16 protein-coding genes are annotated in these 13,172 nt (G+C 43.4%); all 16 read left to right on the forward strand.

Going from position 1 to position 13,172, the window contains the following annotated elements:
• Positions 1–10: 10 nt before the first annotated feature.
• The 16 genes from M654_RS23575 to M654_RS12245 are packed head-to-tail and all read left to right on the forward strand — an operon-like array spanning position 11 to position 13,146.
• Positions 11–181: a hypothetical protein gene (locus M654_RS23575; RefSeq protein ID WP_201278473.1), complete on the forward strand. Its 171-nt coding sequence runs from the start codon at positions 11–13 to the stop codon at positions 179–181.
• Between the two features lie 5 nt (positions 182–186).
• On the forward strand, positions 187–1,434 hold the full coding sequence (locus tag M654_RS12175; protein ID WP_026587165.1) for a phage portal protein: 1,248 nt from the start codon (positions 187–189) through the stop codon (positions 1,432–1,434).
• On the forward strand, positions 1,424–2,053 hold the full coding sequence (locus M654_RS12180) for an HK97 family phage prohead protease (protein WP_026587166.1): 630 nt from the start codon (positions 1,424–1,426) through the stop codon (positions 2,051–2,053). Before M654_RS12175 ends, M654_RS12180 begins: the two co-directional genes overlap by 11 nt.
• 39 nt (positions 2,054–2,092) lie before the next feature.
• Positions 2,093–3,298 carry a phage major capsid protein gene (locus M654_RS12185; RefSeq protein WP_081692838.1) on the forward strand — a complete coding sequence of 402 codons (1,206 nt, stop codon included), beginning with the start codon at positions 2,093–2,095 and terminating at the stop codon, positions 3,296–3,298.
• A 16-nt stretch (positions 3,299–3,314) separates the two neighbouring features.
• The gene (locus tag M654_RS12190) at positions 3,315–3,608 is read left to right on the forward strand and encodes a hypothetical protein (RefSeq protein WP_026587168.1); all 294 of its coding nucleotides are present in this window, start codon (positions 3,315–3,317) and stop codon (positions 3,606–3,608) included.
• 25 nt (positions 3,609–3,633) lie between these two features.
• Positions 3,634–4,074, forward strand: coding sequence for a collagen-like triple helix repeat-containing protein (locus M654_RS12195; protein ID WP_026587169.1), 441 nt, complete (start codon positions 3,634–3,636; stop codon positions 4,072–4,074).
• Positions 4,075–4,089: 15 nt separating this feature from the next.
• Positions 4,090–4,389 (forward strand): head-tail connector protein, encoded by a 300-nt coding sequence (locus tag M654_RS12200; RefSeq protein ID WP_026587170.1) that lies wholly within the window; start codon positions 4,090–4,092, stop codon positions 4,387–4,389.
• Positions 4,370–4,744, forward strand: a complete 375-nt coding sequence (locus M654_RS12205; protein WP_051290371.1) for a phage head closure protein — start codon at positions 4,370–4,372, stop codon at positions 4,742–4,744. Before M654_RS12200 ends, M654_RS12205 begins: the two co-directional genes overlap by 20 nt.
• The gene (locus tag M654_RS12210) at positions 4,737–5,120 is read left to right on the forward strand and encodes an HK97-gp10 family putative phage morphogenesis protein (RefSeq protein ID WP_026587171.1); all 384 of its coding nucleotides are present in this window, start codon (positions 4,737–4,739) and stop codon (positions 5,118–5,120) included. Before M654_RS12205 ends, M654_RS12210 begins: the two co-directional genes overlap by 8 nt.
• Entirely contained in the window at positions 5,117–5,497 is a 381-nt protein-coding gene (gene gp17, locus M654_RS12215) for a tail completion protein gp17 (protein WP_026587172.1), read from the forward strand. Before M654_RS12210 ends, gp17 begins: the two co-directional genes overlap by 4 nt.
• Positions 5,497–6,105 (forward strand): major tail protein, encoded by a 609-nt coding sequence (locus M654_RS12220; RefSeq protein ID WP_026587173.1) that lies wholly within the window; start codon positions 5,497–5,499, stop codon positions 6,103–6,105. The genes gp17 and M654_RS12220 overlap by 1 nt, the downstream gene beginning before the upstream one ends.
• Before the next feature lie 59 nt (positions 6,106–6,164).
• Positions 6,165–6,500: a phage tail assembly chaperone G gene (gene gpG, locus M654_RS12225; RefSeq protein ID WP_026587174.1), complete on the forward strand. Its 336-nt coding sequence runs from the start codon at positions 6,165–6,167 to the stop codon at positions 6,498–6,500.
• Positions 6,501–6,502: 2 nt separating this feature from the next.
• Positions 6,503–6,685: a hypothetical protein gene (locus M654_RS12230; protein ID WP_026587175.1), complete on the forward strand. Its 183-nt coding sequence runs from the start codon at positions 6,503–6,505 to the stop codon at positions 6,683–6,685.
• A 12-nt stretch (positions 6,686–6,697) separates the two neighbouring features.
• Positions 6,698–10,588: a phage tail tape measure protein gene (locus M654_RS12235; RefSeq protein WP_026587176.1), complete on the forward strand. Its 3,891-nt coding sequence runs from the start codon at positions 6,698–6,700 to the stop codon at positions 10,586–10,588.
• Complete coding sequence (locus tag M654_RS12240) at positions 10,588–11,424, forward strand: phage tail family protein (RefSeq protein ID WP_026587177.1); 837 nt, start codon at positions 10,588–10,590, stop codon at positions 11,422–11,424. The genes M654_RS12235 and M654_RS12240 overlap by 1 nt, the downstream gene beginning before the upstream one ends.
• A 12-nt stretch (positions 11,425–11,436) precedes the next feature.
• Positions 11,437–13,146, forward strand: coding sequence for a phage tail protein (locus tag M654_RS12245; RefSeq protein ID WP_026587178.1), 1,710 nt, complete (start codon positions 11,437–11,439; stop codon positions 13,144–13,146).
• Positions 13,147–13,172 lie beyond the last annotated feature (26 nt).

Raw genomic sequence — 13,172 nt, forward strand, 5'->3', positions numbered from 1 at the left:
ATGTGAGAGAATGAAAAAATTCCTGGCCTTTCTGCTTTTAATTTTAAATGATCTGCTGTTTGTGGCGGGGGCCGCCTTTATCCTTGCAGCTGCATACAGAGTTAACACAAACATCGGTCTGATTCTGACGGGTGTATTTTTTATGTTTTATGCCTATCTCCTGACAAAGAAAGGGAGGTGAAATAATTGCTAATTGATCGGGTGTTTGAGAAACGAACTGATTCCAAGGATATTAACGGCTTCAATGATTTGTTTTTAAATTTATTCGGCGGCAGACAGACGGCAAGCGGCGAAAAAGTGAATGAAAGAAATTCGCTTGTGCAGCCGGATGTTTTTGCCTGTGTGAATGTATTATCTGATGACATCGCCAAGCTCCCTATTCATACCTATCAAAAATTAGAAAGCGGGATCGAGCGAAAGCCGAGTCATCCGGCTGCCTATGTTGTCTATGCTCGGGCCAACCCTTACATGACCGCGTTCACCTGGAAAAAACTCATGATGACTCATGTTTTGACTTGGGGGAATGGCTACTCATACATTGAGTTTGGAGCCAACGGCTATCCAAAAGGCTTGTATCCATTACGGCCGGACGCTACAAATGCCTTTGTTCATCCAAAAACGGGCATGCTGTGGTATCAAACTGTTCTCAATGGGCAGACAGTGGAACTTTTTGAGCATGAGGTATTACATTTCAAAGGCCTTTCCACTGACGGCATACAAGGAAAATCACCCATCGGCGTAGTTCGCGAACACATTGGAGCTCAGGCCGCCGCAACAAAATATAATGCGAAGCTGTATAAAAACGAGGCAACGCCGCGTGGGATCTTAAAGGTTCCTGCTTTTTTAGATGAGAAGCCGAAAGAAAATGTACGTAAAGAATGGAAACGAGTCAATCAAGGTGAAAATATTGCGATCATCGACAACGGTCTTGAATATCAACCCATCGCTATGCCGCTGCAAGAGGCACAATTCGTGGAATCGATGAAATTCAATAAGGCCCAAATATCGATGATTTACAAAGTACCTTTGCACAAGCTTAATGAGCTGGATAAGGCTACATTTTCAAATATCGAACACCAATCCATTGAATATGTGAGAAACACTCTCCAGCCGTGGATTATTAATTTCGAACAGGAGCTTAACGTTAAGCTCTTTATGGACCATGAAACGGAATCCGGCCACTATGTGAAATTCAACATTGATAGTGAGCTGCGCGGAGACAGCAAGACACAGGCCGAATATTTGAAAATACTCCATGAAATCGGCGCCTTAAATAAAAACGAAATCAGGGCATTAATTGAGCGGAATCCGATTGAATACGGAGAAAAATACATGTCCAGCTTAAACTATGTTTTTCTGGACTTTATGGAGGAATACCAGCGGCTTAAAGCTGGCGGTGCCCTGAAGGGAGGTGACAAAAAGGATGAAGGATAAAGAGATTCGGCAGTTAACCACACCTATAGAAATTCGTTCTGAGGGTGAGGATAAAAGCGAATTTGTGGAAGGATATGCCCTGAAATTTGAAAAATGGTCTGAGCGGCTTGGGGGGTGGTTTAAGGAAATTATTAGTCGGAATGCCCTGAATTCGACCGATCTAACAAATGTCATCGCGCTGTTTAATCATCGGCAAGATTTCCCGTTAGCTCGAAATACCGTCTCAGGGGACACAGGGCGGCTTGAATTAGAAGCGGACAACATAGGTCTCAAATTCCGTTTTAAGCCGTCAGATACGTCATACGCGCGTGATTTGATGGCGAATATAAGAAGCGGTGTCATAAACCAGTGTTCTTTTGCTTTTTCCTTAAATCACAATGAGGCGGATGCTGATGAATGGCGGTTTAATGATGAGGAAGACATTTATGAAAGACGGATCAATAAAATCCATCGCATTTATGATATTTCACTTGTCACCACCCCGGCCTATAGTGACACTGAGGCAGTTGTCGGATCCCGGAGTTTGGAGAAAGTTGAGCAGCTCAAAGAAGCCCGGAAATTTCCGGATGACAATTTGAAAATGGAATTAGAACTATTAGACCTTATTCTCCCTGAATAGAGGTCTTTTTTGTGTCTAAAAACAAGGAGGAAACATTTTATGCCAATGCAAATGAGCAAAAAAGAAATTGAATTGAGACAACAATTTACGGAAAAGAAAAAAGAAGCTGATCAAAAGCTGCAGGAGGGAAATGCCGAAGAGGCTCGTACGCTTCTTGACGAGGCCAAGACCTTAAAAAATCAAATTGAATTATTGGCGGAAGGCCGTTCTCTTGCTGTTCCAGAATTACCGGAAGATAATTTTGGTTCTAAATTGGGGAGCGATGTGCAAAATCGATCAAACGGAAATGAAGACAAGGAAGAAAGACAAAAAGAATTTACTTCTGTCTTTGTCAAATCAATTCGTGGTAAGCGTCTGACTGAGGAAGAACGGGATTTACTTGAAAGCCCTGAATTTAGAGCTATGTCCGGTAAAAATGAGGAAGACGGAGGCATTTTAATTCCTGAAGATATTTCGAGAACTATTAAAGAATTAAAGCGGGAGCAGGAACACCAGCTTGAACAATACGTGACAGTAGAACCGGTTGCCACGCGTTCAGGAACAAGAATGCTTGAGAAAAACAGCGACATGACTCCATTCGCGGTTCTTGAAGAAATGGATGAAATTCAAGAAACAGATCAGCCGAAATTCAGCAAGCTGTCCTACAACATTGTTGATTATGCTGGAATCTTGCCTCTTTCAAATACATTGCTGCAAGATACAGACCAAGCAATTATGAACTATGTGGCAAAGTGGTTCGCCAAAAAGTCGATCACAACCCGTAATGCGCTTATTCTTGGAACTCTTGAAAAACTGAAAAAGGTTGATTTTAAAGGGTTAGATGCCATTAAGAAAACCCTTAATGTGACCCTTGATCCTGCGATTTCACCAAACGCTATCATTATGACGAACCAAGACGGCTTTGATTACCTTGACAATTTGAAAGATGGTGACGGCCGTTATCTTCTTAAAGACAACCCGACTGAGCCAACACAAAAAATGCTGTTTGGCCGCCGGGTTGTTGTCGTTTCTAACAGAGTGCTGAAAACAAAATCAGGAAAAGCACCTGTGATCGTTGGGGATCTGAAAGAGGCAATTGTCTTGTTCGACCGTCAACAGCAGTCTATCGCTTCCACGGATGTGGGTGCCGGTGCATTTGAAACCAACACAACAAAAGTGCGCGCTATTGAACGCGAAGATGTCAAACTATGGGACTCTGAAGCGGCCGTATATGGTCAGTTAACACTTGAAGAGGCAGCAAAATAATAAGGAGGAAGCCTTGATGTCACATGTAACAAAAAACTATAACACCGATGGCGGGGATCGAACAGTCATAGGCGGTGTTTTAGAGATTAATGGAGGAAAAGTCATAAAGGACGGTCAGGAAGTTACTTTTGGCGGGGACGGATCAAATATCCGCGTGACTCATGAAATGCTCGATGACAAATCCGTTCGAAGTAACAACATCGGTACCGGCAGTGTAATGGAAGAGCATTTGAACTCGACTATCTTGAAGCGTTTTACCGATATTGAAGCCAAGCTGAAAGAGTTAGAGGGTTCATCTGGCACTGAATAAAATTTCAAGCAAAGGATGATGAAAAATGGCAGAACAATTTTTAAATCAAAGTAATGGCGTTTACACTTCCGCAGAGGATGACGGCACAGGTAAGCCTGTAACAGCTGTCTATTTGAAGAATAACAGTGAAGACAACCCTTTATACATTAAAGGGATGCAGGGGGAACCAGGGCCCCAGGGACCAAAAGGGGAAAAAGGAGATACCGGCCCGCAAGGCCCACAGGGAGAGCCAGGCCCTAAAGGCGACAAAGGTGACCCTGCTGTCATTGAAGAAAAAAGCATTACCCATGAAATGCTTGGTGACAAGGTAGTAAGAAGCAATAACGTAGGAACAGGTAGCATCATGATGGAAAACTTAAACAGCGAAGTAAAGGCCTTACTTGATAGCCTTCAATCTCAAATTGATGAGTTGAAAGAAAAAGTGGCAGGCTCTGACGATTCTGCGAACAATGAGCCACAAGAATAAGGCGGGTGAACCATCATGAATTTGGTGGATATGAAAAATTATCTCCGCCTGGACCATTCTGAAGATGATCAAATGTTAACGCAATTTATTGCGGCAGCGAAAAGCTATATTGTCAATGCTATTGGGCGGTTTGTTGATGGACACCCACAGTTTGAAATTGTGGCCCACATGCTTGTCGCGCATTGGTATGAAAACAGAGGGATGTATGAGTCAGGGACAACCGGCTCGTCCATCCCTTTTACTGTTGAAAATCTATTGACGCAGCTGCGTTATACGGATGATGAGGTGCAGGAAGATGAAGAGAAAGAGGCCTAGCGATCTGCGGTACCGCCTGACCTTTCAAAAGAAGACCGAGATTCAGGATGAAGAGTTGAACTGGAGCGAAACTTATATTGATTTATTCACCGTCTGGGGCGCTGTGGAGGGCTTTAGCTCTCTCGGAAACAATGAGTCTATGGTTGCGGGGGCGTGGGGCGTTAAATCACCTAAAAAGATCACAATTCGGTTCCGGCAAGATATTCAACGCGATATGAGAATTGTTGAACAGATCAGCACAAATGAAAAGGGTGAACCTGTTTTCCGAACCTTTGACATCCTTGACTTTAACGATCCTGAAGACTCAAAAAAGTGGCTTGAAATTATGTGCCAGGAGGTGGGGCTCAATGGCTGAAATGAACTTTGAAGGGCTGGCCGACCTAGATCGATATTTTGAAAGAATCGGTGAAGACGTGGAAAAGGCGGAAGATGTGGCTTTGCAAGCCGGCGGAGAAATTATCGCGCAGCACCAGCGACAAAATGTCAATCGAAGCGGTAAAAATCAGCCCCATATAGCTGATAACATTACGGTTTCAAAGGCTAGGGAATCCAAAGGCGCAGAAAAATTCGTTTCAATCGGACCTAATAAAAAAGTTGCCTTTCGGGCTGCCTTCTTAGAATATGGGACATCAAAAATGCCGCCGTATCCTTTTATCGAAAAAGGCAGGGATGAAGGGGAGGCGTCAGCTGTGGAAGTAATGGCCCGCATTCTAACAGCGCCAATCAAATGAGTTTTGATGCAAAAGCAGAATTGAGCGCTGCCCTGGTTAACGATTTCTCATTAAAAGAACTGGTGACAGGCGGCTTTCATAATAGAGTCGCTTCAGACGTTAACGCATACCCAAGAATCATGTATACCGAATTGAAAAATGCTGATGATTCATATGCCGATAATCAGGCGCAATCCTCGGAGGTTCGCTTTCAGATCAGCATTTTTACCAATTCAAATACGGTCAGTCAAGAAACCAAAATCGCAAAAGAAATTGACCGGCTTATGAAGTCAATCGGTTACGGCCGATACGATTCTCAAGATTTATACGAAGAGGCGGACAAGGTTTTTCACAAAGCAATGCGATATAAGAAAGCTTTTTTAAAGGAGGAAAAGTAGTGGGACAAACAATTTACGGTTTAGATATGTTTCATTATGCAGTAGTCGATCAGGATGATGAAAAAGACTTGAAATTCGGTATCCCAGAGCGGATTCCGGGAGCCGTTAGCATAAAGGTAGACCCAAAATCAGAGCAAACAAAATTTTATGCGGATAACGGCGTCTATGACATTTTTAATAGTATGGGCGATATTGATTTAGAAGCTGAAATGGCCGATTTGCCAATGAGTGTACAAAAGAAAATTTATGGTCATTCAGAAGAAAATGGGGTTTCCTTTGGAAGTGCTGATGACCAGGCAATTCATCTGGCTTTCGGCTTCAGATCGAAGAAATCAACAGGCGGATACCGGTATTATTGGTTTCTTAAAGGACTACCTGAATTAATGCCAATCGAATCAAAGACGACCGAAGACAAAGCTGATCCGGAAAGCGCTAAGTTCAAAGTTTCATTTATGCCACTTCAAAGCCCGAAAGGAAAACGGCGCTGGAAAGCGCAAGCAGAGGACAGCGAAACATTTAACGGTGAAAACTGGTTTAATCAAGTTGTATATGATGGTTCTGCTTTTGCAACAGATGCTAAAACCGAAGCAATTGGTTTAGGTAAATAAAGAATTTGGAGCGCTTATAGGCGCTCTTTTTTATTGTCCAAAAACAGGGAGGAATCAAGATGGAGCCTATTTCAATCAATCTCAGAATCAATGGTAAAAACAAAAAGTTTGTCACACCAAATTTCATTTCAGGAAAGCTGTTTCGGGACGCGGCCGAGATCGCAGAAGATATTGAGTCAACCGACCCTGAACGCATCTACACTGAAAAGCAAATTGAATTTATCTGTGCTGCGTTTGGAAACAAATTCACAGCTGATGAATTTGAAAATGGCATTGATGCCAGGCTGGTCACCAGAACAATTTACGGCACAGCAAACTACGTTTTAGGAAATATCGCTGAGGCAAGTCAGATTTTAAACCCTGATCCAAAAGAGGGTGAAGAGCCGGGGAAGTAAATTTGTCTGACGCTGTCATTGACATGTACAACGCGTTAGAAGAAATCGGCTATACACAAAACCAGATTGATGAAATGGACATTCTTTATCATCTGCGGCGCCTGGCCCGCCGAAAAGAAGCCGGTGGAAAGCCGACAGGAGAGAAAGAAGAAAAGCGTCTTTACATTGACCAGGTGTTGGGGTAAGGGGGTGACCGATTGGCAAAGGATGTAAGGATTAACCTGTATTCAAACTCAACCCCATTCCGAAAGGAAATGCGTGCAGTTGCTCTGCAAATGAAAAACGTCAAATCTGAGTTTGAAAAAAATCGTACAGCTGTAGGCGTATGGGGCAATGAATTAAGGACGTCTCAAGAGAAGGCGAAAACACTCAGCCAGCAGCTGGACATTCACAAGCGGAAAGTGAAGGCTCTTGAAAGGGCCTATGCTGATTCAGCTATCAAAAAAGGTAAAGATGCACAGGAAACACAGACATTATCCCGGCGGCTGAATTATGCCACAGCTGAAATGAATAAAACGCAAAATGCTTTGACACAGACCACGCAAAGGATCAAAAGGCTGGAGGATGAAGCAAGGCGCGCTTCTTCTGCCATCCATAGAATGGGCCAAAGAATGAATACAGTTGGCAGCACAATGAGGAATGTCGGCTCATCTGTGGCTATGACATCAGGTATTGCCTTCAGTGGTTTAGTCCTACCTTTAAAAGATGCGGTTCAAGTCGGCATGGATTTTGAAAAGCAAATGAGCAAAGTGCAGGCGATTTCCGGCGGTACCGCAAAAGAGGTTGCCAAATTAACGGAACAGTCCAAAGAACTTGGAGCAAGCACATCTTTCACAGCAAGCCAAGCCGCAGAAGCACAGAGCTTTCTTGCGATGGCCGGGTTTAAAACCAATGAGATTTACGGGGCTATGCCTGGCATGTTGAGTCTGGCCGCGGCTGGACAGCTTGAACTTGGATCAGCTGCAGATATTACATCAAACATCATGTCTGCCTTTGCATTAAAGGCCGAGGACTCGGCACATGCTGCCGATGTCATAGCTTATGCGGCATCAAATGCTAACACAAACGTTGAAGAAATGGGCGAGGCCATGAAATACCTTGCACCAAATGCAAACTCACTCGGCTGGGGCATGGAAGAATCGGCTGCCGCGATCATGGCGTTTGGCGACGCCGGTTTACAAGGTTCTATTGCCGGTCAGGCTTTTGGTACGTCTCTTATCCGTCTGGCAACTCCTACCCGGAAGGCTCAAAAAGAAATTAATAAGCTCGGTTTTGAATTTTTTGATGCTGCCGGCAATATGAAAAGTCTGCCGGAAGTCGTTGCGGAAATGGAAAAAGGCATGAAGGGGATGACCAAAGAGCAGCAGGCTGCAACCCTGAAAACAATTGTGGGGGCTGAAGCATACAAGCAGTGGGCTGTCCTTCTACAAAAAGGCTCGAAAGCGCTCGGAAAAAACACGGAAAAACTGAAAGAATCCGACGGCGCGGCCAAAAAGATGGCTGACACAATGCTTGATAATGCACAAGGAAGCATTACAAAGTTTCAGTCGGCTATGGAAGGCGCAAAAATCGCGCTGACAGAAGGGCTTCTTCCTTCAATCGGTGACCTTGCGGATAAAGGTGCTGCCCTGCTTACCATGTTCAATAACCTTGATAAAGGCACTCAAGAAACCATAGGGAAAACCGCGCTTCTTGCTGCAGGCGTTTTGGGTGTGACAACTGCGGTCGCTACGCTTACGGCCGGAATCGGTGCCTTGTTAGCCTTCACCGGTCCTGTGGGATTGGCTATCGTCGGCGGGACGGCTTTACTTGGTGCTTTGGGAGTCACCATGTATGCCGTTTCTGAACAGACCGAAAACATGAAGAAGAAGCAGGAGGAAGCCAGGGAAAAAACTTTGCTGTTTGGTGAAGGAGTTTCAAAGGCAACACAAAAAGCCGCAGGCTCTTATGTGGATTTGAGGGAAAAAGCGGAATCCCAACTTTTTGAGCTGACACGGGTTTCCGGCGAGGAAGCCGATAAGATGGCTGCAAAATTAGTTCAAACGTATTCTGATATGCGAGACGAACTAATACAACAGCTTGAGATGTTGAAAAAAGATGCGATTGTTGTAATTGAAGGCTTGATGGAAGATACCGATAAGAACACCCAAAAAGCCGGTGAAAAAATCGTGGACAAAATGGTCGGCGATATAGACGCGGATATCGGAGAAGCCAGAGAAAAAGTCAAGGAACTGCAAAAACTTCAGAAAGAAACCGGTCTTGTCTCTTCCAAAATGAATGATGCTCAGAAAAGGAAATTCAAAGAGATCATTTCATATTTTGAGGAATCAACCAGCAAATTTGCGGCCAACCAAAAAGAAGCCTTGGCGATGCAAAAGGCTGTAAATGATCAGCAGGGAAAGCTTTCTTACAAACAAGCAAAAGAATACAACGATAAGATCAAAAAAGTTTATGACGACGGGAAAAAAGCCGCAAAAGAAGATTACGACTATCGGAATAAAATCTTAAACCAGCTGTATGCCCAGGGCTATATCGATGCTCAGCAAAAAGAGGCTCTCTTGAAAAAAAGTTCAGCTGACTATCAAAAAACCTTAGCCGAAAATACAGCTTCATATGAAAAAAATTCTCGTGCTCTTTTTTCAAAAATGTCCAAGGACGGAAAATTGCTAGACCTGGAAACCGGCAAAGCTCTTGAAAAACAAAAGAAGTTCTTTTCCAATTCCATGGGTATGGTACAAACTTTTGATGAACAACAATTTGAATATGAAGAACGTTGGGCACAAAAGCAAATTGAATATTTAAACAAACTCGGAGATAGCAAAGAAAAAGCTATTGAGACGACTAGACAAGCTCTTGAGGATTTTTATGTCGGTCTCGGAAATACCCAGGAGGAAGCCGAAGCAAAGGCAGATGAAGCGATCCAAAACGTCCTAAAAAAAATGAACGGTGGTAAAAAAGAAGCTGAACAGGCGGGACGAGAAAAAGGATCAGCCTTTAATCTGGGGCTAAGTAGTACATTAGGTCAAGCCCAGGCTACGGGAAGCCAGGTTGAAAAAGGAGCCAATCAGGGGTTAAGCCAAGGGAAGAACCAGCCGAAGCTCTTTGGTATGGAAAAAGGTAATGCCTTTGCTCTGGGGTTAAGAAATACGCTCGGGATTAATAAACAATCCAGCAGCGTGCTTCGCCAATCCGTTAACACGGAACTGTCTAAAAACAGCGGTCAGGCTCGTGCAGCCGGGAAGGAAAAAGGGGATCAGCATAATGCTGGTTTAAATTCTACAAAGGCGAAAAACAGTACAACTGCAGCAAGTCTTTCAAAAACCGTGTCCGGTCGGCTCGGCCAGACAACAGACGGCGGAGGCGGTAAGAAAGCAGGTATGGACTTGACCAAAGGTTTGTTAAGCCAGCAAACACCTTCTTATAACGCTGGTTCCAAGGTTTCAAACAAAGCAAAATCCGGCCTGGAAAGTGTGAAGTCAGACAGTGTGGGATCGGATTTTGTCTCTGGATTTGTCAAAGGAATTGAGGGCGGAATCGGAAGCAACTCGCTTTTTAGTGCGGCATGGAATCTTGGTAAATCTGCAATATCTGCATTGAAAAAGTCGATTGCTTCAAAATCTCCCGCCAAAAAGACCATTACGGAAGGTCACAACTTTACAGACGGTTTTGCTATCGGGATAAACAAAACAGCAGCCCGCGCAAAACGAAGCGCCCAGGCGTTAGGGCAAGGAGCCAACCTGTCACTTAAACAGGAGATCAACAAAATGGCTTACAACATAAAAGGCGCGGCTGATGAGTTGTTGTCCTTGCGTTCGGAGTTAGTCGTCCGAAATGAAGTTGATACACCTTCTTTGAATCAGAAGCTTGATGCTCTCATTACGCTTCTTTCTAATGGTTTATCGTTTGGAGGACAACCAGAGCCGGCGGCCGCGGGCGGGCCAATTAGAATTTATCCGGCGCCTGTCAATATTGATGGAAAACAAGTGGCGGAAATCGTTTTTGAACAAGGTGACGGCAGGATTTTGGATAGGAAGAGTTTAGACCGATATGATCAAAATGCTTATCAGAGTGGGGTGAGACGAACCTGATGAACCTTTATTTAGATTTTAATAATGGCCTGGGGGAACAGAGCTTATCAAGTTTGCTCCCCCATTTTAAGTTGCTGAGCTTTACGCCTGATTCACCGGCCATTGAACGGGAAACAGTGAAGATACCGAGGGTCAACGGCCTTGTCTTGCCGCAGCATCCCCGCGATGTTGTTTTTAAAGAGCGATCTATCAAGGTAGAAATTCTATTAAACTCGATCATCGCAGAAAATTTTTATCAGTACAGGCGGGAGCTTTATGCACTGTTGGTGAAGCCGTTCCCTTACTATATTTCGACTGACTTATTGCCGAACCTCCGTTTTCTTGTAACGTGTGACGGTAGCTTTAGCATACCGAAAGAGAAACAGAAAAACCAAACTTCATTCACGGTTGATTTTAATAACATCGACGGCCTGGCCGAATCAAAATTTACGTCTCTTACAAAACAGAATTTTCATGGGGAACACTGGAGCCCAGGCATGAATATTCAAATGCGGGACGACCTGGAATACATCTTTAAAAACCGAAAAAGATTTCAGGTTTATAACACGGGTGATGCCTATATTAACCCCATGCAGCATGACTATAATGTGACCTTACGAGCTAAAGGAAAAAACGTGACGATCATCAACCATACAAGTGGCGAAAAGCTGAAAATCGAACATGAGTTGAAAAAATCTCAGCCTGTCACTTTTGTAAAACAGTATACTGTGATCAATAACAAACCCGTAAAAACATCTGGCCGGCTCCCCGGGCTCGATATCGGAATGAATGAGTTTGAAATTCAAAATACCGATGATTTTGAAATCACATTCGATACCCGTTTCTATTACGGATAAGGAGCAAGCAAAATGGCAAATTCAGATTTTATAAAAGAAATTGCAGCTGACGCACAAAGAATATATAAAAAATATGATATTCTTGCGTCTCTCATTATTGCTCAAGCCTGTTTAGAGAGTGCATGGGGGACAAGCGGACTCGCTCAGAAGGGTAAAAACTTATTCGGTATCAAGGGTACTTATAACGGTCAATATGTCCTCATGTGGACGACTGAATATGATAAACACGGGAAGCCCACCCAAGTGCAAGCCAAGTTCCGCAAGTATCCATCTCGGTATGCTTCCCTTCAAGATTTAGCCAGGCTGTATGTAAACGGAACAAGTTGGGATCCCGATCACTACAAAGCTGTGGTAGGTGAAAAAGATTATAAGAAAGCGACAGCCGCCCTTGTAAAGGCCGGGTATGCGACTGATCCCAATTACGCTACTAAACTGAACAGTATCATTTTCACTTATAAACTCACACAATATGATTCTGTGGATGGGGTGCCGGACGAGCCAGATGAACCTGAAATCCCGATACCGGAGCCGGAATATCCAAGCAAGGAGTATGACGGGAAAGATGTCCCTCTCAATCAAAATCTGCCTTCTGATGTTGATTTTCCACAGCTGCACGTATCAACAAAGGACGGTAAAAATGTAGTGGAAATTACGGGCGTTTCTGTCGATCTGACAGACGATACGACAGGAAAAAAGAGCTTTACCTTCTCCATCACTAAAACACAGGAGAACGCCATAGAATTTGATTTGTTAGTGAACGACAATATTCTTTATCTGGATGAAAGGAAATTCAATCATCAAAAGTATTACATTACAAACGTTGACCTGCGGCAAGAAAATAATGTCCTTAGGAAAACAGTTTCAGCCAGTCACATTTTTTCGGTTCTACTGATCAATAATTATGTGAATGAAACTGCTTCTAAAAAAATGACGATTAAAGAGGCTTTTGATATTGCTTTAAAAGATACCCCTTTCAAATATGAATTGAAGTCTCCAGAAAGTGACTTCCCTATTGCCGAGCAAGAAAACTTTGGAGACGGAAATTCAACGGAATTGGTGGATAAAATTATTTCGGAGTACGGTCCTGAGCTGGATGTTGATAATTATAAAATACTTGTTTATAAGAAAATGGGGCAAAAAATCAATTTCACCTTAGATTCGCGCTATAACATGCCAGGCATTTCTATTGAGACAAATTCACAAAACAGTACAACGCGTGCCTGGGGTTACGGGGCGTTGAAGAAGAGCAGCACTGACAGTAAAAACCCACAATATGAATTTGAGCCGATCTTATACGTACATCCGGATGAAAAAAAGTTTTTACTCGAGGGCCTGCCGCGCTGGGCTGATCCAATTAAAGATGAAACCATAAAAAAAGCCAGCAGCATGATTTCTGCTTTGAAAAAGCGTGTAAATCCTTATCCGGAAATGACAATTGAAGCAGACTTCCAAAAAATCTATGAGCCAAAGCTTTTAGAAATTGAACAGGGTTTCTGGAAAGGCGACACGATTCATGTCCTGGCTGATACGGCAGCGGGAATCACATTTGAAGATGATGTGAGACTGATTTCTATTCAGTACAACCCGTTAAACCCATACAGCAGCCCGAAACTAACATTCGCGAATTTCAGAAAAGACATTCAGGATGTTGCAGTAAATCAGGCCAAACAACTAAGGGATCAAAAACGATATATTGATCAGCTTTTTAAAACGCTCAGGTAGGCGTTTTTTTATTTTGCCAAAAAAGG

The organism is Bacillus sp. NSP9.1, from assembly GCF_000465465.2.
Taxonomy (GTDB): Bacteria; Bacillota; Bacilli; order Bacillales; family Bacillaceae; genus Bacillus; species Bacillus sonorensis_A.

What these genes read in the sequence shown, in the direction of transcription:
- M654_RS23575 (WP_201278473.1), top strand. Translation starts at nt 11, where the DNA reads ATGAAAAAATTCCTGGCCTTTCTGCTTTTAATTTTAAATGATCTGCTG.
- M654_RS12180 (WP_026587166.1), top strand. Translation starts at nt 1,424, where the DNA reads ATGAAGGATAAAGAGATTCGGCAGTTAACCACACCTATAGAAATTCGT.
- M654_RS12185 (WP_081692838.1), top strand. Translation starts at nt 2,093, where the DNA reads ATGCCAATGCAAATGAGCAAAAAAGAAATTGAATTGAGACAACAATTT.
- M654_RS12190 (WP_026587168.1), top strand. Translation starts at nt 3,315, where the DNA reads ATGTCACATGTAACAAAAAACTATAACACCGATGGCGGGGATCGAACA.
- M654_RS12195 (WP_026587169.1), top strand. Translation starts at nt 3,634, where the DNA reads ATGGCAGAACAATTTTTAAATCAAAGTAATGGCGTTTACACTTCCGCA.
- M654_RS12200 (WP_026587170.1), top strand. Translation starts at nt 4,090, where the DNA reads ATGAATTTGGTGGATATGAAAAATTATCTCCGCCTGGACCATTCTGAA.
- M654_RS12205 (WP_051290371.1), top strand. Translation starts at nt 4,370, where the DNA reads ATGAAGAGAAAGAGGCCTAGCGATCTGCGGTACCGCCTGACCTTTCAA.
- M654_RS12210 (WP_026587171.1), top strand. Translation starts at nt 4,737, where the DNA reads ATGGCTGAAATGAACTTTGAAGGGCTGGCCGACCTAGATCGATATTTT.
- gp17 (WP_026587172.1), top strand. Translation starts at nt 5,117, where the DNA reads ATGAGTTTTGATGCAAAAGCAGAATTGAGCGCTGCCCTGGTTAACGAT.
- gpG (WP_026587174.1), top strand. Translation starts at nt 6,165, where the DNA reads ATGGAGCCTATTTCAATCAATCTCAGAATCAATGGTAAAAACAAAAAG.
- M654_RS12240 (WP_026587177.1), top strand. Translation starts at nt 10,588, where the DNA reads ATGAACCTTTATTTAGATTTTAATAATGGCCTGGGGGAACAGAGCTTA.
- M654_RS12245 (WP_026587178.1), top strand. Translation starts at nt 11,437, where the DNA reads ATGGCAAATTCAGATTTTATAAAAGAAATTGCAGCTGACGCACAAAGA.